The sequence below is a fragment of the Martinezella sp. CNPSo 3964 genome (genome assembly GCF_057784375.1).
Map to the genome: position 1 here is coordinate 60,493 of NZ_JBXSOW010000014.1, position 20,670 is coordinate 81,162.

Here is a 20,670-nt window from a genome sequence, read left to right on the forward strand (position 1 = left end):
GAATGCAATGCTCACAAGGGACCGATACGCGCCAAACCGCATCAATCGACGAACTCTAACAAACATACCGACCGCTTGTAAATTAGATAGCAGCCTAATATTAATCATCCCTTGCTTCGAATTCATGTGTGTTGTTCAGGCATGGAGTTGAAGGGGTATTTCCAAAACGCACTGTTCAGAAAATCTGGTCAATGAGCCATTTCCATCATCATCCTTAGCCATGGATACTGGAAGTCCATTCATGCGATGAAAAAGACGGCGCGTATGTTTTGCGGCTGGAAATCTTGTCGGCCGCTTGCTATTTAAGGAACAGATGTAACGCTGCGGATCTTGACCCCGCATGTGAAAGGAACTGGACAATGAGCGGCATTCAGGAATTCATCGCCAACGAAGTTAAGAACAACGACGTCGTTCTCTTCATGAAAGGCACGCCCCAGTTCCCGCAGTGTGGTTTCTCCGGCCAGGTGGTCCAGATTCTCGACTATATCGGTGTCGACTATAAGGGCATCAATGTCCTGGCCGACGCCGAGATTCGCCAGGGCATCAAGGACTACTCCAATTGGCCGACCATCCCGCAGCTTTATGTCAAGGGCGAGTTTATCGGCGGCTGTGATATCGTGCGCGAAATGTTCCAGGCGGGCGAGTTGCAGCAACACCTCCAGGAACACGGCATCAGCGTTCGCGGCGCCGCCTGACCGGGCACCGGGCTCCTCGTCCGGTTTCCATAGTTCAATTTGATCGATAAGGCGCTGCCACCGGGCGGCGCCTTGACATGTTTATGGGAATAAAACCGTGACGACTACATCCCAGGCTATGTCCCATGGGCAGTTGCCCATGGGCAAACGTGAGTTCATCGCACTCGCGGCCTTTCTGATGGCGATCAATTCGCTCGCAATCGACATCATGCTCCCCGCACTGCAGCAGATCGGCTCCAGCCTCGGCGTCATGAATGAAAATCACCGGCAATATGTGGTGACGGCCTATCTGATCGGCTTCGGCTCGGCGCAGCTTATCTACGGCCCTCTGTCGGATCGCTTCGGCCGCCGCAAGCCGCTCCTGGTTGGCATCATCATCTACGTGATTTCGGCATTCGGCATAGCCCTCATTCCGTCCTTTGCCGGATTGCTGGCGCTCCGCTTCATCCAGGGCCTCGGCTCGGCAGCAACCCGCGTTATCACGGTCTCCATCGTCCGCGACGTCTTCGGCGGCCGCCTGATGGCCGAAGTGATGTCGCTTATCATGATGGTCTTCATGATCGTTCCGGTCATCGCACCGGGCAGCGGCCAGATCATCATGCTCGTCAGCACCTGGCACATGATCTTCGTCTTCATCGGCACCATGGCGACGCTCGTGGGTGCCTGGATGTATTTCCGACTTCCCGAGACGCTGAAGCCTGAAAATATCCGTCCCCTCACCGTCAGGTCGGTTGCCTCAGGCTTCAAGATCGTTCTGACGGACCGGGTAGCGCTCTGTTACACCCTGGCGAGCACGTTCCTGTTCGGCGCGTTGTTCGGCTTCATCAATTCCGCCCAGCAGATCTACAACAATATCTACGGCCTCGGCGTCTACACGCCGCTGGCGTTCGGCGGCGTGGCCGCGTTCATGGCCCTGTCGTCCTTCGTCAACTCTCAGTTCGTCGGCCGGTTCGGCATGCGCCGGCTGTCGCACACGGCCCTGCTCGGCTTTGTCGCCATCACCTTCTGTTGGCTGCTGGTGCAGCTCTACGGGCCTGCGCCGATGCCGTTCCCGCTGTTCATGGTCTTTTTCGCACTGGCCATGTTCCAGTTCGGCTGGATCGGCTCCAACTTCAACTCTCTCGCGATGGAGCCTCTCGGCCACGTCGCCGGCACAGCATCCTCCGTACTCGGCTTCATGAGCACGGTCGGCGGCGCATCGATCGGCGCCTGCATCGGTCAGTTCTACAACGGCACGGCAACACCGATGGTCATCGGCTATTTCACCGTTTCCCTTATTGGTGTCGTCTTCGTGCTGATCGCTGAGAAGGGAAGGCTGTTCCGCCCACATAACGCACCGCCGCCGGCCGATCAGTCCCTCGCTTTACATTGACAGGCATATTCGAATGACAACCCCGCCTCAGTCCCAGCAGCCGGCGCAGTCCGGCTCCAGCCGCATCGGCCTTGGCATCGTGGAATTCATCCTCACGATCGCCCTGATGACGGCCAGCATCTCCATGGGCATCGACAGCATGCTGCCGGCACTGCCGAATATCGGTCAGTCGCTGCATGTCGCCAATCCGAATGACACCCAGCTCGTCATCGGCGTCTATTTCCTCGGATTCGGCATCTGCCAGCTTTTCTTCGGCAGCCTGTCGGATACCTATGGCCGACGGTACATCCTTCTCGGTGGCCTGGCCTTCTATACGGTGACGCTCTTTGCCGCCGCGTGGAGCGGCAGCCTGTTTGCCCTGCTGGCGATGCGTTTTGCGCAGGGCGTCGGTGCTGCAGCCGTGCGTATCACCACGCTTGCTATCGTGCGCGATTGCTTCGGCGGCCGCGAAATGGCTCGCGTCATGTCTTATGTCATGATCGTCTTCATGATCATGCCGATGGTCGCGCCCTTCGTCGGCCAGATGATCGTCGCCTATTCGAACTGGCAGTGGATTTTCATCCTGCTCGGCATCGTCAGCGCCGGCCTTTTCCTGGTCGCCTTCTTCCGCATGAAAGAGACGCTGCCGGTTGAAGAGCGCCTGCCGCTCTCGGTCGCATCGGTTCTTTCCGGCTTCAAGACCGTGCTGACCAACCGCATCACCTGCGGTTACATGATCGGCCTGACGCTCTATACCGGCGTCATCTGCGCCTACATTGTCTCCGTGCAGCAGGTTTTCGGCGAGGTCTACGGTCTTGGGGACACGTTCCCGATCGCCTTTGCAGCAACGGCAGCCGGCACGGCCGTCGCACAGTTCGCCAATGGCTATTTCGTCCGCAGCTTTGGCATGCGCCGCATTTCCCATGCTGCCATGATCGTTTTCACCGTTTTGGGCGCCATCGGCTACATCGTCGGCATGTTCGGTCAGCCGAGCTTCACCTTCATTTACGTGCTGATCTCGGTGATGCTGATGATGTTCGCAGTGATCACCACCAACTGCATGGCGATCAGCTTGGAGCCTATGGGACACCTTGCAGGCACGGCAGCCGCCATCACCAGCTCGGTCTCCACCACGGTCGGCGTCCTGCTCGGCGGCATCGTCGGCCAGATGTTCGATGGCACGGCGCAGCCGCTGCTGGCCGGTTTCACGGTGTTCGGTCTGCTGTCGATCCTGGCGACGCTCTGGGCGGAGCGCGGCAAGCTCTTCACCCATCCCGGCGATACGCCGGCGCTGGAGCCTGGTATGGGTCACGTCTGAGCGACGTGACCTCCTTAAACACCGCTGCGCGGGCGACTGACCCAGCGCAGCGCAGCGGCAATTGCAAGGCCGAACAAGGGCCACATCGCCCAAGGCGTGCCGTGCCAGGTGAAAAGATTGATCATAACGATGCCGATGCCGGTGATGACAAGGCTGGCGATCGCCATATCGATCTGCCTGTTACTGCGAACATAGCGGAACGCCGCAACCCATAGAATGGCGAGTATGGGCCATTTCGCCCAGAACTCCCCGTGCCAGGTCAGTCCGTTGAGTATGGCAAGCCCGATACAGACGATAAGTGGCGCAGCGTAGCTCCGGCGCCAGTCCTGCAGCGCAGGCTCCTGCACCACAGGCTCAGGCGCCCGTGCAGGAGCCGGCTTCGGAGCCGAGTGATAATCGGATGTGGTATCGACAACCTGTACGCCACCGATCCGCACCGCATAGCTCGGCACGCCACCCTCGATATTCTTGACCTCGAGCTGGCCAAGGAAATCGAAACCGACCGCCACCTTGTTGCGAACCTGGTCGTAGACGGTGTTGGAGATGACGATGCCGCCAGGCACGGCGCGCGATTGCAGCCGAGCGGCAATATTGACGCCGTCGCCATAGATATCGTCGCCATCCGCGATCACATCGCCGAGATTGAGGCCGATACGGAAGAGCATCTGCTTGTCGGGATCGGTTACGGCATTGTAGCCGGCAAGCTCATTCTGCGTGTCGATTGCAGCCCGCACGGCCTCGACGACGCTTGGAAACTCGGCGAAGACGCCATCGCCCCAGGTATTGATCACCCGGCCGCCATGCGCTTCGATCAGCCGCTTCATCGCGTCGCGATAACGGCGAAGGGTCGAAAGCGTCCCTTCCTCGTCCTTCCCCATGAGGCGCGTGTAGTCCTGCACATCGGCGCAGAAGATGGTGGTCAGCTTGCGGCTCGTCTCGGACATTTGTCTCATCCTCGCGGCAAGCGCCGACCAAGGCTCTTGCCTGTTGCAGCAAAGATAGCCCTCCAGCCGTTACTTTCCAAGGGGCCACGCCGGCAATCGTAGCGCGCGCGGCTCACCTCAGAGGGTAAAAACCTCGCGCCGCAGCAATTCCCAGGTGTCCTTGTCCACGGCGATCAGCAGCCCGCCATCGAGATGATGCGGCAGATAGGCGGAACCGTCAAAGCGGCGGACATAAGCGCCGGCTTCGGCTGATATCAGCGATCCCGCCAGATGATCCCAGGGCATCAGCTTGTTGTACATGAGATAGTGCACATAGCCGCCCGCGAGCGTGCGGTATTCATGCGCCGCGCAACGATAGCAGGTCGTGTAGCGCACCTTGGCGAGATTACCCATGATCTCGGCGCGCTTTCCCTTGGGCAGGAAGCCGGTGGCCGCCATGCCGACCAGCTCTTCCAGCGCAACCGGCTGCCCTACCTTGAGACGCAACGTCTCGCCATCGGGCCGGCGCAGCCATGCACCGCTACCGCGCTCCGCCAGCACCCAATCGTCGCCCATCGGATCGAAGATGATGCCGGCAACGGTTTCGCCCTTCGAGACCACCGAGGCCATGACGCCGAAGGCCGGAATGCCGGCAGCGAAATTGAATGTCCCGTCGACGGGGTCGACGATGATGGCAAGATCGGCGTCGGCAAGCTTCGTCAATAGCGACGGGTCGGCGGCAACCGATTCCTCGCCGATGAACAAAGCTTCCGGCCAAAGCCGTGCAACCTCGGCCTTTATCATATGTTCGGCACGCTCATCGGCTTCCGTCACCAGATCCGTCGCCTCGCTCTTGGCGCGGACATCGTCGCTGCCGAGCCTGCGAAACCGCGGCAGGATCTCCGTCTGTGCCGCGCGGCGCAGCACATGAGCAAGCGTGGTAACGTCAACGAGCGATGTCATGTTTTTTCCTTTCGCGTCAGGCGCCGATAATCTCGCGACGGATCATCCGCCAGCTTTCCTCATCCGGCGCAGAGATGATGCCGCCCGTCGTTTCGCCGGGTCTGTAGGGCGTACCGTCGAATTTGGCGGTATAGCCGCCTGCTTCCTGATGCGCCAGCACGCCGGCAAGATGATCCCAGGGCATCAGCTTGGAATGACCGATAAAGTGCCACTTGCCTGAAGCCACCATCCAATATTCATAAGCCGAGCAATTCACTGAGAAAACCATGCGGGTCCTGGACAGGTTGCCGCAAATGCGCGACCGATCCGGCTCGTCCATGTGACCCCAGGATATCGCGCCCGTCATCGCGCTTAACGGCGCGGGTGCGGCAACGGCGAGCCGCCTCGCCTGCCCGGTTTGCCGGCGCAGGAAGGTGCCGCCGCCCTTCACGGCCGTCAAAGTGTCGCCGAGCACGGGATCATGGATGATGCTTGCGATCGTCTCGCCATTGGCGATGACGGCCACTATCGTCCCGAAGACCGGCAATCCCGCCGCGAAATTGAAAGTGCCATCCACCGGGTCGATGGTGAAAGCCAGTTCCGCACGCGTCAGCGCCGGCACGACGGACTTGTCGGTCTCATAGGCTTCTTCACCGACGATCAAGGCGTTTGGAAAACGTGCCTTCAGCGCCGTGGTGATGTGGCGCTCGGCCAGAAGATCAGCCTCGGTCACGAGGTCGATAGCCGACGTCTTTTCCGATATGTCGCCATCCTCCAGATTGCGGAAGCGCGGCATGATTTCCTTTGACGCCGCTTCGGCAACGATCGTCATCACATAGTCGAAATCCGTATCGGAGAAGGTCATCGGAAGCCTCTGTTTTGAAAGGGCTTCCTCTTATGCCCGATTCGATGACATCGGTGTGGCAAAAGCGCTGAATTTACGCCGGATCGCTGGACGATCCCTGTGTCATCAAGCCAGCGAAATCGAACAGCTTGGGGTCGAGCAGGTGCGACGGGTTCACATGCGCCAGAGCCCGCAGCATCGTATCCTTGCGCCCCGGCATGCGCCGTTCGATATCGGCAAGCATGTCCTTCATCGCATTGCGCTGTAGCCCATCCTGCGAGCCACAGAGATCGCAGGGAATGATCGGAAACTGCATGGCTACCGCAAACTTCGCGAGATCATCTTCCGCCGCATAGGCGAGCGGGCGCAGCAGCATCAGGTCGCCTTCGTCATTGAGCAGCTTCGCCGGCATGGAGGCCAGGCGGCCGCCGTGGAAGAAGTTCATGAAGAAGGTTTCGAGAATATCCTCGCGATGATGGCCGAGCACCAGCGCATCGCAACCTTCCTCCCGGGCAATGCGATAGAGATTGCCGCGGCGCAGGCGCGAACAGAGCGAACAGTAGGTTGCGCCTTCCGGCACCTTCTGCTTCACGATCGAATAGGTGTCGCGATATTCGATGCGATGAGTGACGCCGATCTTCGTCAGATAGTCCGGCAGAACATGCTTTGGAAAATTCGGCTGGCCCTGATCGAGATTGCAGGCGACCAACTCCACCGGCAGCAGACCGCGCCATTTGAGGTCGAGCAGCAGCGCCAGCAGACCGTACGAATCCTTGCCGCCGGAAAGGCCGACGAGCCAGCGCTTCTGGCCCTTCAGCATCTGGAAATCATCCATAGCCTGACGCACCTGCCGCAGCAGGCGCTTGCGCAGCTTGTTGAAGGAGACGGATCGCGGCGCGTCGGAAAACATCGGATGCGCGGCAGAGCCGCCATCTTCAGCCTCTATATCGATTTCGTCATTCACCGTGGTCGCGATATTCATTCCGTCATTCCTTGCATCTCGCCACGCTGATAGCAGAAAGCGGCGCGAGAAGACATGGGTCTCAATCGCCGAACACCGACCAGCCGGTGCGGGCCGCCAGCATTTCCAGCGCCACCGCGCCAAGCTGGGAATTACCGACCTTGTTCAAGCCCGGCGACCAGGCCGCAATCGAGCCGATGCCTGGCGCCACGGCGAGAATGCCGCCGCCGACACCGCTCTTGCCCGGCAGGCCGACGTGATAGGCAAAATCGCCAGACCCATCATAATGGCCGCAGGTCAGCATCAGCGCGTTGATACGCCGCGCCCGCTTCGGCGAGACCACGGAATGGCCTGTGATCGGATTGCTGCCGCGGGCGGCGAGATAAAGCCCCGCCTTGGCAAGCTGCTGGCAGCTCATCGCAAGCGCGCATTGATGGAAATAGACGCCGAGCACATGCTCGACCGGATGGTGGATGTTGCCATAGGCGCGCATGAAATTGGCGAGCGCGAAATTGCGATAGCCCGTCTGCGTCTCCGAACGCGCGACCTTGTCATCAATGCTGATCGTCTCATCGTCGGCCACATAGCGCACGAAGCGCAAAAGCTCGCCGATCGCCTCGCGCGGCTCGTGTCCCGCCAGCACGACGTCGCTGATCGCGATCGCGCCTGCATTGATGAAGGGATTGCGAGGAATACCCTCTTCGCGCTCCAGCTGGACGATGGAATTGAAGGCCGTACCGGACGGTTCGCGTCCCACCCGATTCCAAAGGCTTTCCCCGATCTTGCCGAGCGCGAGCGTCAGCATGAAGACCTTGGAGATACTCTGGATGGAAAAGGGAACCGCGGCGTCGCCGACGCTGTAGACATCGCCGCCGACCGTGGCGATCGCCATGCCGAACTGTTGCGGATCGACTTTTGCCAGTTCGGGAATGTAATCGGCAACCTTGCCTTCACCGATACGTGGCGAAAGCTCCGCATGAATGCCGTCGAGAATGGCCTGCAAATCCGTCATGAGGCGCTCCAAAGACAAAAAAGCCGCTCGAACCGAGCGGCTTTTCATTCATCAAGAAAGTTATCCGCTTATTAACGCGAATAGAATTCGACGACCAGATGCGGTTCCATGACGACGGCGTAAGGCACGTCGGCGAGAGCCGGGATGCGAGCGAAGGTCGCAACCATCTTGTTGTGGTCGGCTTCGATGTAGTCCGGAACGTCGCGCTCAGCGAGCGAAACCGCTTCCAGAACCGTTACGAGCTGCTTGGACTTTTCGCGAACTTCGATAACGTCGCCAGCCTTGCAGCGGTACGAACCGACGTTGACGCGAACGCCGTTGACCGTGACGTGGCCATGGTTGACGAACTGACGTGCAGCGAAGACGGTCGGAACGAACTTGGCGCGGTAGACGATCGCGTCGAGGCGCGATTCGAGCAAGCCGATCAGGTTTTCCGAGGTGTCGCCCTTGCGACGGTCAGCTTCAGCGAAGATGGCGCGGAACTGCTTCTCACGCAGGTCGCCGTAGTAGCCCTTCAGCTTCTGCTTGGCGCGCAGCTGCACGCCGAAGTCGGAGAGCTTGCCCTTGCGGCGCTGGCCGTGCTGGCCCGGGCCGTATTCGCGACGGTTAACCGGGGACTTCGGACGACCCCAGATGTTTTCGCCCATACGGCGGTCAATTTTATACTTGGACGATTCGCGCTTGCTCATCGCATTTCCTTTCAAACGTTGCCGCGGCCCGTTGCCGAACCGCGAAGGAAACACGCCCTCCTCTGAACTCCGTTTTCGAGCTCTGACAGGCTTCTCACGTTAGCGAACGGCGAAGCCACGGGACATGTCAAATGAAACACCGGACATTTCTGCCCGGCGTTGGCGCGGTCTGTAAGGGGTTGTCATGGAATTGTCAACAGCGCCAGGTGCGCTTTGCCGAGAATACGGCAGCTATTCCGCTGCCGCCTGCTCGCCACCGTCCAGATCGGGCGCATTGGCATCGCCAGGTGCGGTCTGAGACCCCATATCCGGGAAGGCAACGATACGCTTGCCCGAGAAATCCGTGTGAACGACAACGCTGCCCTGCTCCTCGAAATAGCTCAGCAGTCGGCGCGCGCGACGGGCGGAATGCGTGCCGTAGGCGCGGGCGATACGGGCATCGGAAGGGCACGGCTCGCCGCTGATCGCCGCCTTGGCAAGCATCAGGAAGACGCCCTGCAGATCGTCGGTAACACCGGTCGAAAGCGAAAGCGCCGTTGCCCACTGATCCGTCGCCATGACCTCTTCGTCCGCGCCGGAACGGGCGATCGCCACACGTCGGCGGAACTCGGAAAGGCTCATCGGCGCCCCGGGAACGCGGCGCATGCGCAAACGTACGAGAAATTCCTGATAAAGCACCGAATCCGTGCGGAAGCCAGAGGCCGGATCATCAAGGATCTCGGAAAGCACAGCACTCACCCTCGCCTCGCGATCCTCGCTCGATAGTTCCGGCTGGCTGACCTTCGGTTCTGTCGGCGCCGGGCTCGCGGCTGGCACGGAACGGGAAAGTTCTGCCAGAATATCGGTCGTCGGGCGCGGTGCCGGCGTGGTACGGCGGACAGCGGCGCGCGTAAACTCTTCCGGATCCGGCGTGAAAATCAGATCCTCGACATCCTGCGGCGCATCCGGCAGCGGCATCAGCTTCGGGCTGGAAGAGCGCGCAGAGGTTTCGACCGTGCCGATGGTGATCGGCAACGGCCGGCGCGAGAGTGCGGGCCCGAGCGCTACGAAATTACCGCGCTTCAGGTCGCGGAACATTTCCGCCTGCCTGCGGTCCATACCGAGCAGATCGGCGGCGCGGGCCATGTCGATATCGAGGAAGGTGCGGCCCATCAGGAAGTTGGAGGCTTCCGCCGCAACATTCTTGGCGAGCTTCGCCAGGCGCTGCGTGGCGATGACGCCGGCAAGACCACGCTTTCGGCCACGGCACATCAGATTGGTCATGGCGCCGAGCGACATCTTGCGCGCATCTTCCGAGACGTCGCCCGCGACCGAAGGCGCGAACATCTGCGCCTCGTCGACCACGACCAGCACCGGATACCAGAATTCGCGATCGGCATCGAACATACCATTGAGGAAGGCGGCGGCGGCGCGCATCTGCTGCTCGATATCGAGCCCCTCCAGCGTCAGCACGCAGGAAACGCGATGCTGGCGGATACGGTTGGCAATGCCGGCGAGTTCCGCCTCCGTGCGCTCGCCATCGACAACCACATGCCCGAACTTGTCGGCCAGCGTGACGAAATCGCCTTCGGGATCGATGATAACCTGCTGCACCCACTGCGCGGACTGCTCCAGCAGCCGCCGCAGCAGATGAGACTTACCGGAGCCGGAATTGCCCTGCACCAGGAGACGCGTCGCCAGCAGCTCCTCGATATCGAGCTGGGCGCTGGTCCCGCCGGACGCCGTTCCCATGTCGATGCCGACCTGCAATGCACTTCCCCTATGAGCGAGAATCAAACGTGGATGCGTCCCATCTTTCTGAAAGGAGGCGCATCCGTCTAGCAAAGATTTCCAAGCTTCGCGCCCGTGGATTGAGAAAACCCACAGGCGATTGCAGATGTCAGCGGAAGCGCAGGTTTGCCCGCGAAAGCTGGCTGACCGAGGTGCAGCCCATCAGCTTCATGTCGCGCTCGACTTCGGTACGCAGATGCCTAAGCGCCCGCTCCACACCCGCCTGACCGGCAGCAGCCAGCGGATAGAGATAGAAACGGCCGAGACCGACGGCCTTCGCACCGAGCGACAGAGCCTTCAGCACATGCGTGCCGCGCTGAACGCCCCCATCCATCATGACGTCGATACGATGACCGACAGCGTCGACGATCTCGGCCAGCTGATCGAACGCGGAGCGCGAGCCGTCCAGCTGGCGGCCGCCATGGTTCGACAACACAATGCCGGTGCAGCCGATGTCGACGGCGCGCTTGGCGTCTTCGACCGACATGATGCCCTTGAGGCAGAACTGACCGTTCCAGTGCTTCACCATCTCGGCGACGTCGTTCCAGTTCATCGACGGATCGAGCATCTCGGTGAAATATTTGCCGATCGACATGGCGCCGCCGCTCATATCCACATGCTCGTCCAGCTGCGGCAGGCGGAACTTCTCGTGCGTCACATAGTTCAGCGCCCAGGCCGGCTTGATGGCGAACTGGGCAAGACCCGCGAGATTGAGCTTGAACGGAATGGAAAATCCGGTGCGAAGATCGCGCTCGCGATTGCCGCCGGTAATGCTGTCGACCGTCAGCATCATCACGTTGACGCCGGCTTCCTTCGCCCGCTCCATCATCGCGCGGTTCAGGCCGCGATCCTTATGGAAATAGAACTGGTAAACCTGCGGCCCCGCATGTTTCTTACGGATTTCCTCGAGGCTGACCGTGCCGAGCGAGGAGACGCCGAACATCGTTCCAAGCGAGGAGGCTGCTGCCGCCACCGCATTCTCACCCTGATGATGGAACAGCCGCTGCAGCGCCGTCGGCGAGCAGTAGAAGGGGGTCGCGAGCTTTTGTCCCATGACGGTGACAGACATATCTATCTCGCTGACACCGCGCAGGACGTTGGGAACGAGATCGCAGCTTTCGAAGCTCGACGTGTTCCGCCGCAGCGTCACTTCGTCGTCGGCAGCGCCATCGATATAGTTGAAGATCGGGCCGGGAAGACGCTTTTTCGCGAGAAGGCGAAAATCATGGAAGTTGTGGCACTCACGCAAGCGCATGGCTGACCTCGGCATTCTCAAAAGACATCAACTATCGAACTCCCAATAAGCGGCCATTCAGCTCGGCTTCAACTAAAGCCGGTGCAGGCGTGCCTCCCATTTGTAAAGCAGATCCGGCTCCTTCTCCTCATTGCCTGCCCCGTCCGACTCGTCAACCACGAAGAAGCCGTGCTTTTCGTAAAAGCGGCGCGCTGGCTCATTTCTCTGGAATGACCAGAGCGACAGCACCGGATAGGTCGATTTGGCAATATCGAGCAGACGGCTACCGATACCGCGCCCCTGCGCCTCGGGCAGGACGTAAAGCTGGTCGATCCAGTCCTCGAGAAAGGCAATGACGCCGACGAGACGCCCGCCCTCTTCCGCACCCCAGATCTCGCAATCCTTGTAGACGACGGCGGTCCAGAAGCCGACATCCTCTTCCGGCGTATGAACCCCTGCGAGCGTCGGCAGCCTTTCGTTGAAGGACGCGCGATGGACGGCCGCGGCCGCAGGCATGTCCGCGAGATCGAGTTTACGCAATGAAATCTTGTCAGTCATTCATCAAGCCTTGAGCCCAAAACCCTGCATCAGCCGGCGGGTGGGAAAATCCGGCGCACCCGAGGTGAACACCGCAAAGTCGAGATTATCGGGATGAACGGCATCGGCCGCCTGCGGCACCAGGCTGCGGGCACGCCTCGCGATCGCCTCGGCTGGATCCAGCCAATCGACCGGCCAGGGCGCAAGCCTGCGGAAAATATTGGCCATGAACGGATAATGCGTGCAGGCAAGCACCACGATGTCGGTCTTGCGGCCGTCCATCTCGACAAAGCACTGCTCGATCTCGGTCATGATAGCCTCATCGCCGACGACATCGCCACGAATATAGGCTTCCGCAAGACGGGCGAGGTTCTGTGATCCGACAAGCCGAACATGGCATTGCGTGGCGAAGGACTGGATTAGGTCGCGGGTGTACGCGCGTTTGACCGTGCCCGGGGTCGCAAGCACCGATACCAGGCCGGAGCGGGTCCGCTCGGCGGCCGGCTTGATCGCCGGCACGGTACCGACGAATGTCATCTGGGGAAAAGCGGCGCGCAGAGCGGCGCCGGCCAGCGTGAAAGCCGTGTTGCAAGCGATGATGCAGACTTCCGGATCATATTTCACCAGCAGTTTCGCGAAGAGATCGACGATGCGCTCCTTCAGCGCCGCTTCTTCCCAACTGCCGTAGGGGAAACCGGCATCGTCGGCGATGTAGATGAAACCGCGTTCCGGCATCAGCACCCGCGCTTCTCTAAGCACGGTCAAACCGCCGATCCCTGAATCGAAAACAAGGACCGGTTTCAGCTCATTCGCCGTTGCTGTCATCGCTGGTGGTTTCCTTGGGTGCTTTAACGGACCTGGGATGCGAACCGCTGCCGCGCGGAGACTTCCGCGTGAAGCGGTCGAGAGACGAGATCACTCCGCGAAGAACGCTGATTTCCTGTTCGGTAAACGCCCGGCGCGAGAGGACAGCCCGGAGATTGTCGACCATTTTCGGCTTTTTCCCGGCAGGATGGAAATAATTGCGCGCATCCAGCGCCTCTTCGAGCTGGTCGAAGAGACCGAAAAGCTGATCCTTCGTCGATGGCCGCTGCTCGATCGCCTGGAACGGCACATCGCCCAGATCCTCCATACCCGATTTCATCCACTCATAGGACATCAACAGCACCGCCTGCGCGATGTTCAGCGATGCGAAGGCCGGATTGACCGGGAAGGTGACAATCTCGTCGGCCAGCGCCACTTCCTCGTTCGTCAGACCCCAGCGCTCGCGCCCGAAGAGAATGCCGGTGCCCTCGCCCGCCTTGAACTTTGTGCGAAGGGTCTCAGCCGCGACGACAGGCGAACGCACAGGCTTGTAGCCATCACGCTCGCGCGCCGTCGTCGCATAGACGAAATTGAGATCCGCGATCGCCTGCTCCAGCGTGTCGTAGACCTTCGTCGCCTCGATGATGTGATCTGCCTTCGAAGCGGTTGCCTGCGCCCTTTCGTTCGGCCAGCCATCGCGCGGATTGACAAGGCGCAACTCGACAAGCCCGAAATTCGCCATGGCACGCGCCACCATGCCGATATTCTCACCCATCTGCGGCTCGACGAGAATGATGGCTGGCCCTTCGGCCAGAAGTGGACGTTCGCTGTTCGTGCCTGCCATGATGCCTAAATCTCCGCGCGCGAACCCTGTCGCACCAGTTACGGGTGGCAATAGCGAGACACCGGCCGATCGGCAAGGTTTTTACGCATAAGCCGCGGAATGAAGCGCGCCCAATTTATTGCGGGTTGGCCGGCTTCTGCTGGTCCGAGGGCTGCTGCGTCTGGTCTGTCGGCTGTTGCTGCTGCTGTTTGACGAGATCCTGCATGACGCTCTTGAGCGAGCTCGGATTGCCGTTGTCATCATTGGTGATGATATCGTCGACGACGAGCTTTCCGCCTTCTTGGATGACTTCGAAGCGAACCGTCGTCGTCTTCTGATAGTCTGCATCCGAGCCCATGCAGGTGGATTTCTTGAAGGTCGCCAGCACCTCGGTCACATTGTTCTTGGGCGGCTGGGCGGCAATCTTCACATCCTCGAGCGGACAGGCATCCTGCGCATTGACGATCACGTCATAGTCGAAAGGCGAGATACCGTCCTCGTCGGCAGCGGGAAACTGCGCGGCCGCCTGATATTTCGCCCCGAAATCCTTGCTGTAGATATCCTTCAGCTTGCTCTCGTCGAAGATATCCTGCCAGTCGCTGTCGCCGCCCGCCCAGTTCGAGACGGTCGCATCCATGATGGCCTTGACCGGCGTCGTCGCATCGGCAGCGAGCGCCACATGCGCGCCAAGCGAGAACTGAAAAAGCGTAAGAGCAAAAGCGGAGGCGGCAAATTTCTGCATGACGTGATTCCATGACATGGGGCAACGGGCAAAACCTGCGCGACATTAGACCCGTGGACTGCTTTGGCAATGGCCCGATCGTAAAAAGCGGGTGATGTCGTGAATGATCAAAAACGCGACGCGCGAGGCTCTATCGGCTTTGCGTTCCGTCCTTGCGGTGCTATAGCCCTCGGGACTTCCTATTACCCACAGGACCATCCGGTCCCATCAGCTTAAACGAGGCAGAAGCATGAAGAAGATCAAGGTCGCAAATCCCGTTGCCGATCTCGATGGCGACGAAATGACTCGCATCATCTGGCAGCTCATCAAAGAAAAACTGATCTTCCCCTACCTCGACATCGACATCGACTACTACGATCTCTCGGTCGAAAACCGCGACGCCACCAACGACCAGGTGACCGTCGATGCCGCCAACGCCATCAAGAAGTACGGCGTCGGCATCAAATGCGCCACGATCACGCCGGACGAAGCCCGCGTGAAGGAGTTCAACCTCAAGGAAATGTGGAAGAGCCCGAACGGCACGATCCGCAACATCCTCGGCGGCGTCATCTTCCGCGAGCCCATCATCTGCAAGAACGTTCCGCGCCTGGTTCCAGGCTGGACGCAGCCGATCGTTGTCGGCCGTCACGCTTTCGGCGACCAGTATCGCGCCACCGACTTCAAGTTCCCCGGCAAGGGCAAGCTGACCATCAAGTTCGTCGGCGAAGACGGCACGGTCATCGAGAAGGAAGTCTTCAACGCTCCGGGTGCAGGCGTTGCCATGGCCATGTACAACCTCGACGAGTCGATCCGCGAATTCGCGCGCGCCTCGATGATGTACGGCTTGATGCGCAAGTGGCCGGTCTACCTGTCGACCAAGAACACCATCCTCAAGGCCTATGACGGCCGCTTCAAGGACATCTTTGAAGAAGTCTATCAGACCGAATTCAAGGCGCAGTTCGACGAAGCCGGCATCACCTACGAGCATCGCCTGATCGACGACATGGTCGCCTCCGCCCTCAAGTGGTCCGGCGGCTACGTCTGGGCTTGCAAGAACTACGACGGCGACGTCCAGTCCGACACGGTTGCCCAGGGCTTCGGCTCGCTCGGCCTGATGACCTCGGTTCTGCTCACCCCGGACGGCAAGACGGTCGAAGCCGAAGCCGCGCACGGCACGGTGACCCGTCACTACCGCCAGCACCAGAAGGGCCAGGAAACCTCGACAAACTCGATCGCCTCGATCTTCGCCTGGACTCGTGGCCTCGCTCATCGCGCCAAGCTCGACGACAATGCCGAACTGGCAAAGTTCGCGTCCACGCTGGAAAAGGTCTGCGTCGACACCGTCGAAGCCGGCTATATGACCAAGGATCTGGCGCTGCTGATCGGCCCCGATCAGCCGTGGCTCTCGACCACCGCCTTCCTCGACAAGATCGACGAAAATCTCAAGAAGGCCATGACTGCCTAAGCCTTGCCGTCATCTAGACATGCGAAAACCCGGCCTCTCAGCGCCGGGTTTTCTTTTGCCCGGAATCTTGCCGCCGGGGCTAACCAGTGGCAACAATGCGCGCAACAAAAGGGAGAGAGACAGATGGCCGAGGAACTCGTTTTCTATACCAATCCGATGTCGCGCGGACGCATCGCCCGCTGGATGCTCGAGGAGATCGGCCAGCCCTACCGCACCGAGTATCTCGACTACGGCACGACGATGAAGGCGCCGGAATATCTGGCGGTCAACCCCATGGGCAAGGTGCCGGCCATCAAGCACGGCGATACCGTCGTCACCGAAGGCGCCGCCATCTGCGCCTATCTTGCAGAAACCTTCCCGCAGGCGGGGCTTGCCCCGACGGCGGCCGAGCGTGGCCGCTACTTCCGCTGGATGTTCTTTGCAGCCGGACCGTTCGAAATGACGATCACCAATCGCGCCCTCGGCTTCGAAGTCCCGCCGGAACGCTTGCGCATGGCCGGCTGTGGCAGCTTTGCGAATGTGCTTGATGCCATGGAGCACGCCGTCACGACCTCGCCATTCATCGCCGGCGATCGCTTCACCGCAGCCGATGTCTATGTTGGCTCGCATGTCGGCTACGGTCTCAATTTCGGAACGATCGAAAAGCGCCCAGCCTTCATCGACTACTGGAGCCGGGTCAGCGACCGCGATGCCTATCGCCGCGGCAACGAGATCGACAATGCCGCCATGCCGAAGCCGGCTAATACCTGACAATACAAGATATTAGGAGGAAATCTTCGATCGCGCTCATATGCCGCTATTGCAGCGGCATATAGATATCGGTCAAAAGCTCCGTCGGCGGCACGTCGCGCGGATTGTTGATGTATTCCTCGAACATGACGGTATCGCGCAGTTGCCGCCCGGAAGTCGGCAGCCATTGCGCATAGAGCCATTGATAGGCCTTGTGCATGTTTGCATAGGGACCCTTGTGGCGCAGCACGGCATATTCGCCGCCCTCAAGCGAGCGTCTTTCCAGAGGCGCATCGGCAGCGACGGTCTCGCCGGCGGTGACGCAGGCGTAGGAGCGCAGCTTGTCCGCCTCAACGACATCGGGATCGTCGAGATAGATGCCGATCATGCGCATATCGGGGCCTGCAAGCCTGCGGGCAAAGATCGTGCCGAAGAGTGTTTCGAAAGCCTGGCCGATCTGCATATAGGAGCCGCGATGGGCGACACCGATCAGTGACATCGGGGAAATGGTGCGAAGCGTAACGTCGAACATGACCGTGATCCTTCCTTGGGTGCTGGGTTCGAAGATCGTATGGCTTCCCTCATTCCGATATCGCGCCGGCGGCATGCCGTAGACGGATCTGAAGATGCGGTTGAACGACTGGAGGTTGGGATAGCCCGACCGCTTTGCAATGTCGCTGACGGATAGACGGGTGTTGACGAGATCGCCGGCGGCACGGTGCAGCCGCTTGACGGTTGCCGCCGCCGTCTCGCCATAGATCGCCCGATAGATCCTGTGCCAGTGATAGCTGGACATGCAGGCGATTTCGGCGAGCTTTTCCATATCGAGTTCATCATCCAGATGCTCATGGATATAGGCCGAAACTCGCCGCAACCGGGTCTCGTAAAGCGTCCACGCCGTTCCACCACTCATGTCAAACCCCTTGCAAATCGATCGGCCCGACAAGAGCATAACCCGATTTGACAAATCCTGCGGAGTTATCCGGACAAAAGAAAATGGCGGACACCGAAGCATCCGCCATTCTTGATTACCAATCGGAAATCAACGCCTTAGCCGGCAAGGGCCGCAGCAATGGCCTCGATAGCTTCATCAGCCTTGGCGCCATCCGGGCCGCCGGCCTGGGCCATGTCGGGACGACCGCCACCGCCCTTGCCGCCGAGAGCAGCCGAGGCGACGCGAACGAGGTCAACGGCACTGAAACGACCTGTCAGGTCTTCGGTAACAGCGACGACGGCGCTAGCCTTGCCATCTTCCGACACGCCGATCAGCGCGACGACGCCCGAGCCGAGACTTGCCTTGGCTTCATCCGCCAACCCCTTGAGATCCTTGGGATCGACGCCGGAAACAGGCTTGCCGAGGAATTTGACACCATTGACCTCCCGGACAGCATCAGCCGAGCCGCCCTGGCCGCCGCCCATGGCGAGCTTGCGCTTGGCATCGGCCAATTCGCGCTCCAGCTTGCGGCGCTCATCCATCAAGGCTTCGACGCGCGAGACGACATCGGCCGCCTGGACCTTCAGCGTCGAGGCCAGGCTCTTCACGCGGTCGTCCTGCTCGGCAAGATAATCACGCGCGGATTCACCGGTCACGGCTTCGATACGGCGCACGCCGGCGCCGACGGCACTTTCGCCGAGGATGCGTACGAGGCCGATCTGGCCCGTAGCGGAGACATGCGTGCCGCCGCAAAGCTCGACCGAGTAAGGCTTACCGGACTTGGCGCCGCGAACACCCTGCCCCATCGACACGACGCGGACTTCGTCGCCATACTTTTCGCCGAACAGCGCCATCGCGCCTTCCGCGATCGCATCGTCGACACTCATGAGGCGGGTCGTGACCGGAGAATTCTGCAGAACGATCTCGTTCGCCATCTCCTCGACAACCTTCAACTCCTCTGCCGACATGGGCTTCGGATGAGAGACGTCGAAACGCAGGCGCTCGGGCGCAACCAGCGAGCCCTTCTGGGCGACATGGGTGCCGAGCACTTCGCGGAGAGCTTCGTGCAGCAGGTGGGTGGCGGAGTGGTTGGCGCGCAGGCGCGAGCGCCTGTTATGATCGACCGTCAGCACGACGGCGTCGCCGACCTTGATCTTGCCTTCCGACACTTCCGAGCTGTGAACGAAAAGGCCCTCGCCCTTCTTCTGCGTGTCACCGACGGTGAGCTTGCCGTGATCGCTCGCAATCATGCCGGTATCGCCCATCTGGCCACCGGATTCGCCGTAGAACGGCGTCTGATTGACGACGATCTGCACCTTGTCGCCGGCAGAGGCGCTTTCGACGGCAACGCCGTCCTTGACGATCGCCTGGATGACGCCTTCGGCCGTTTCCGTGTCGTAGCCGAGGAATTCGGTCGCGCCGAGCTTTTCCTTGAGCTCGAACCAGATGGTCTCGGTCGCCTTGTCGCCGGAACCGGTCCAATGCGAGCGCGCCTCGGCCTTCTGGCGCTCCATGGCATCGGTGAAGCTGGAGATGTCGACGCCGATGCCGCGGGCACGCAGCGCGTCCTGCGTCAGGTCCAACGGGAAGCCATAGGTGTCGTAGAGCTTGAAGGCGGTCTCGCCGTCCAGGCTGTCACCCTTGTGCAGGTCCGAAGTAGCATCGTTGAGCAGCGAAAGGCCGCGCTCCAGCGTCTTGCGGAAACGGGTCTCTTCGAGCTTCAGTGTCTCGGAGGTCAGCGCCTCGGCGCGCACCAGTTCCGGATAGGCGCGGCCCATCTGCTGGATCAGCGCCGGCAGCAGCTTCCACATCAACGGTTCCTTGGCACCGAGCAGCTGTGCGTGGCGCATGGCACGGCGCATGATGCGGCGAAGCACATAGCCGCGCCCTTCGTTCGACGGCAGGACACCGTCGGCGATCAGGAAGGCGGAGGAGCGCAGATGATCGGCGATGACGCGGTGGCTGGCGCGATGCTCGCCCTCGGCCTTGACGCCCGTTGCCTCTTCCGAGGCTTCGATCAGCGCGCGGAACAGGTCGATATCGTAGTTGTCATGCTTGCCCTGCAGCACGGCGGCAACGCGCTCAAGACCCATGCCGGTGTCGATCGACGGACGCGGCAGGTCGACGCGCTGTTCCTTGGTGATCTGCTCGAACTGCATGAAGACGAGATTCCAGATCTCGATAAAGCGATCACCGTCTTCCTCCGGAGAGCCGGGAGGGCCGCCCCAGATGTGATCGCCGTGATCGTAGAAGATTTCCGAACAGGGACCGCACGGGCCGGTATCCCCCATCGCCCAGAAATTGTCGCTGGTGGCAATGCGGATGATCCGATCGTCGGAAAGGCCGGCGATCTTCTTCCACAGATTAAAGGCGTCGTCGTCGGTATGATAGACCGTGACCAGCAGGCGCTTGGCATCGAGGCCGAATTCCTTGGTGATCAGGTTCCAAGCAAGCTCGATAGCGCGTTCCTTGAAATAATCGCCAAAGGAGAAGTTGCCAAGCATTTCAAAGAAGGTGTGATGGCGCGCGGTATAACCGACATTATCAAGGTCGTTATGCTTGCCGCCGGCGCGAACGCATTTCTGCGCCGTCGAAGCCGTCGTATAGGGACGCTGCTCCAGGCCGGTGAACACGTTCTTGAATTGCACCATGCCGGCGTTGGTGAACATCAATGTCGGATCGTTGCGCGGCACCAGCGGGCTCGACGGCACGATCTCGTGGCCGTTTTTCTTAAAATAGTCGAGGAAGGTCGACCGGATTTCATTCACACCGCTCATAGGGGGCCCTTCAGTCCTGCGCTCAGCAACTTGCGTCAAAGTCAGAGGCTTTTATCGTTCGCTCCCGGCGCTGTCCAGCCGCACGAACAAAACCGGCCGCACATCCCTTGGACAATACGGCCGGTTCAAGCATTCAATTCA

General features: G+C 60.4%; 19 protein-coding genes. 5 read left to right on the forward strand and 14 right to left on the reverse strand.

The annotated features are described in order from the left end of the window. The first annotated feature begins 359 nt into the window (after nt 1–359). The 3 genes from grxD to AC13Q5_RS30560 all read left to right on the forward strand — a co-directional run bounded on the left by grxD (nt 360) and on the right by AC13Q5_RS30560 (nt 3,364). A complete protein-coding gene (gene grxD / locus AC13Q5_RS30550; protein ID WP_047633128.1) occupies nt 360–695 on the forward strand; it encodes a Grx4 family monothiol glutaredoxin in 336 nt (111 codons plus the stop codon). A gap of 139 nt (nt 696–834) precedes the next feature. Continuing rightward, complete coding sequence (locus AC13Q5_RS30555) at nt 835–2,067, forward strand: multidrug effflux MFS transporter (protein ID WP_075850639.1); 1,233 nt, start codon at nt 835–837, stop codon at nt 2,065–2,067. A 13-nt stretch (nt 2,068–2,080) separates the two neighbouring features. Then, nucleotides 2,081–3,364 carry a multidrug effflux MFS transporter gene (locus AC13Q5_RS30560; RefSeq protein ID WP_488504220.1) on the forward strand — a complete coding sequence of 428 codons (1,284 nt, stop codon included), beginning with the start codon at nt 2,081–2,083 and terminating at the stop codon, nt 3,362–3,364. 14 nt (nt 3,365–3,378) lie between these two features. Here the strand turns inward: AC13Q5_RS30560 and AC13Q5_RS30565 are convergent, their stop codons facing one another. The 12 genes from AC13Q5_RS30565 to AC13Q5_RS30620 form a co-directional block, all read right to left on the reverse strand. Further along, nucleotides 3,379–4,308 (reverse strand): adenylate/guanylate cyclase domain-containing protein, encoded by a 930-nt coding sequence (locus tag AC13Q5_RS30565; RefSeq protein ID WP_488504221.1) that lies wholly within the window; start codon nt 4,306–4,308, stop codon nt 3,379–3,381. 117 nt (nt 4,309–4,425) lie between these two features. Beyond that, complete coding sequence (locus tag AC13Q5_RS30570) at nt 4,426–5,250, reverse strand: inositol monophosphatase family protein (protein WP_457889920.1); 825 nt, start codon at nt 5,248–5,250, stop codon at nt 4,426–4,428. A 16-nt stretch (nt 5,251–5,266) separates the two neighbouring features. Further along, the gene (locus AC13Q5_RS30575; RefSeq protein WP_488504222.1) at nt 5,267–6,094 is read right to left on the reverse strand and encodes an inositol monophosphatase family protein; all 828 of its coding nucleotides are present in this window, start codon (nt 6,092–6,094) and stop codon (nt 5,267–5,269) included. A gap of 73 nt (nt 6,095–6,167) precedes the next feature. Then, a complete protein-coding gene (gene ttcA / locus AC13Q5_RS30580) occupies nt 6,168–7,055 on the reverse strand; it encodes a tRNA 2-thiocytidine(32) synthetase TtcA (RefSeq protein WP_488504223.1) in 888 nt (295 codons plus the stop codon). A 61-nt stretch (nt 7,056–7,116) separates the two neighbouring features. Next, the gene (locus tag AC13Q5_RS30585) at nt 7,117–8,046 is read right to left on the reverse strand and encodes a glutaminase (RefSeq protein ID WP_075850645.1); all 930 of its coding nucleotides are present in this window, start codon (nt 8,044–8,046) and stop codon (nt 7,117–7,119) included. Nucleotides 8,047–8,117: 71 nt separating this feature from the next. Further along, entirely contained in the window at nt 8,118–8,735 is a 618-nt protein-coding gene (gene rpsD / locus AC13Q5_RS30590; protein ID WP_075850646.1) for a 30S ribosomal protein S4, read from the reverse strand. 231 nt (nt 8,736–8,966) lie between these two features. Next, complete coding sequence (locus AC13Q5_RS30595; RefSeq protein ID WP_488504224.1) at nt 8,967–10,484, reverse strand: helicase HerA domain-containing protein; 1,518 nt, start codon at nt 10,482–10,484, stop codon at nt 8,967–8,969. A gap of 130 nt (nt 10,485–10,614) precedes the next feature. Next, complete coding sequence (locus tag AC13Q5_RS30600; protein ID WP_488504225.1) at nt 10,615–11,760, reverse strand: alpha-hydroxy acid oxidase; 1,146 nt, start codon at nt 11,758–11,760, stop codon at nt 10,615–10,617. 72 nt (nt 11,761–11,832) lie between these two features. After that, complete coding sequence (locus tag AC13Q5_RS30605) at nt 11,833–12,297, reverse strand: GNAT family N-acetyltransferase (RefSeq protein WP_075850649.1); 465 nt, start codon at nt 12,295–12,297, stop codon at nt 11,833–11,835. Between the two features lie 3 nt (nt 12,298–12,300). After that, entirely contained in the window at nt 12,301–13,101 is an 801-nt protein-coding gene (gene murI / locus AC13Q5_RS30610) for a glutamate racemase (RefSeq protein WP_488504226.1), read from the reverse strand. After that, on the reverse strand, nt 13,082–13,924 hold the full coding sequence (locus AC13Q5_RS30615; protein WP_488504227.1) for an RNA methyltransferase: 843 nt from the start codon (nt 13,922–13,924) through the stop codon (nt 13,082–13,084). Before AC13Q5_RS30615 ends, murI begins: the two co-directional genes overlap by 20 nt. A gap of 115 nt (nt 13,925–14,039) precedes the next feature. Then, nucleotides 14,040–14,645 carry a hypothetical protein gene (locus AC13Q5_RS30620; protein WP_488504228.1) on the reverse strand — a complete coding sequence of 202 codons (606 nt, stop codon included), beginning with the start codon at nt 14,643–14,645 and terminating at the stop codon, nt 14,040–14,042. Between the two features lie 229 nt (nt 14,646–14,874). Here AC13Q5_RS30620 and AC13Q5_RS30625 point away from each other — a divergent pair, with 229 nt between their 5' ends. Together AC13Q5_RS30625 and AC13Q5_RS30630 are read left to right on the forward strand one after the other, a co-directional pair. Continuing rightward, nucleotides 14,875–16,089: an NADP-dependent isocitrate dehydrogenase gene (locus AC13Q5_RS30625; protein WP_488504229.1), complete on the forward strand. Its 1,215-nt coding sequence runs from the start codon at nt 14,875–14,877 to the stop codon at nt 16,087–16,089. 123 nt (nt 16,090–16,212) lie between these two features. Continuing rightward, the gene (locus AC13Q5_RS30630) at nt 16,213–16,839 is read left to right on the forward strand and encodes a glutathione S-transferase family protein (protein WP_488504230.1); all 627 of its coding nucleotides are present in this window, start codon (nt 16,213–16,215) and stop codon (nt 16,837–16,839) included. Nucleotides 16,840–16,885: 46 nt separating this feature from the next. On the opposite strand, the gene AC13Q5_RS30635 is transcribed toward AC13Q5_RS30630, so the two are convergent. Together AC13Q5_RS30635 and alaS are read right to left on the reverse strand one after the other, a co-directional pair. Further along, the gene (locus AC13Q5_RS30635) at nt 16,886–17,731 is read right to left on the reverse strand and encodes an AraC family transcriptional regulator (RefSeq protein ID WP_488504231.1); all 846 of its coding nucleotides are present in this window, start codon (nt 17,729–17,731) and stop codon (nt 16,886–16,888) included. Nucleotides 17,732–17,868: 137 nt separating this feature from the next. Further along, a complete protein-coding gene (gene alaS, locus AC13Q5_RS30640) occupies nt 17,869–20,529 on the reverse strand; it encodes an alanine--tRNA ligase (RefSeq protein ID WP_488504232.1) in 2,661 nt (886 codons plus the stop codon). Between the last annotated feature and the right edge of the window lie 141 nt (nt 20,530–20,670).

What these genes read in the sequence shown, in the direction of transcription:
- grxD (WP_047633128.1), top strand. Translation starts at nt 360, where the DNA reads ATGAGCGGCATTCAGGAATTCATCGCCAACGAAGTTAAGAACAACGAC.
- AC13Q5_RS30555 (WP_075850639.1), top strand. Translation starts at nt 835, where the DNA reads ATGGGCAAACGTGAGTTCATCGCACTCGCGGCCTTTCTGATGGCGATC.
- AC13Q5_RS30560 (WP_488504220.1), top strand. Translation starts at nt 2,081, where the DNA reads ATGACAACCCCGCCTCAGTCCCAGCAGCCGGCGCAGTCCGGCTCCAGC.
- AC13Q5_RS30565 (WP_488504221.1), bottom strand. Translation starts at nt 4,308, where the DNA reads ATGTCCGAGACGAGCCGCAAGCTGACCACCATCTTCTGCGCCGATGTG.
- AC13Q5_RS30570 (WP_457889920.1), bottom strand. Translation starts at nt 5,250, where the DNA reads ATGACATCGCTCGTTGACGTTACCACGCTTGCTCATGTGCTGCGCCGC.
- AC13Q5_RS30575 (WP_488504222.1), bottom strand. Translation starts at nt 6,094, where the DNA reads ATGACCTTCTCCGATACGGATTTCGACTATGTGATGACGATCGTTGCC.
- ttcA (WP_488504223.1), bottom strand. Translation starts at nt 7,055, where the DNA reads ATGAATATCGCGACCACGGTGAATGACGAAATCGATATAGAGGCTGAA.
- AC13Q5_RS30585 (WP_075850645.1), bottom strand. Translation starts at nt 8,046, where the DNA reads ATGACGGATTTGCAGGCCATTCTCGACGGCATTCATGCGGAGCTTTCG.
- rpsD (WP_075850646.1), bottom strand. Translation starts at nt 8,735, where the DNA reads ATGAGCAAGCGCGAATCGTCCAAGTATAAAATTGACCGCCGTATGGGC.
- AC13Q5_RS30600 (WP_488504225.1), bottom strand. Translation starts at nt 11,760, where the DNA reads ATGCGCTTGCGTGAGTGCCACAACTTCCATGATTTTCGCCTTCTCGCG.
- AC13Q5_RS30605 (WP_075850649.1), bottom strand. Translation starts at nt 12,297, where the DNA reads ATGACTGACAAGATTTCATTGCGTAAACTCGATCTCGCGGACATGCCT.
- murI (WP_488504226.1), bottom strand. Translation starts at nt 13,101, where the DNA reads ATGACAGCAACGGCGAATGAGCTGAAACCGGTCCTTGTTTTCGATTCA.
- AC13Q5_RS30615 (WP_488504227.1), bottom strand. Translation starts at nt 13,924, where the DNA reads ATGGCAGGCACGAACAGCGAACGTCCACTTCTGGCCGAAGGGCCAGCC.
- AC13Q5_RS30620 (WP_488504228.1), bottom strand. Translation starts at nt 14,645, where the DNA reads ATGCAGAAATTTGCCGCCTCCGCTTTTGCTCTTACGCTTTTTCAGTTC.
- AC13Q5_RS30625 (WP_488504229.1), top strand. Translation starts at nt 14,875, where the DNA reads ATGAAGAAGATCAAGGTCGCAAATCCCGTTGCCGATCTCGATGGCGAC.
- AC13Q5_RS30630 (WP_488504230.1), top strand. Translation starts at nt 16,213, where the DNA reads ATGGCCGAGGAACTCGTTTTCTATACCAATCCGATGTCGCGCGGACGC.
- AC13Q5_RS30635 (WP_488504231.1), bottom strand. Translation starts at nt 17,731, where the DNA reads ATGAGTGGTGGAACGGCGTGGACGCTTTACGAGACCCGGTTGCGGCGA.
- alaS (WP_488504232.1), bottom strand. Translation starts at nt 20,529, where the DNA reads ATGAGCGGTGTGAATGAAATCCGGTCGACCTTCCTCGACTATTTTAAG.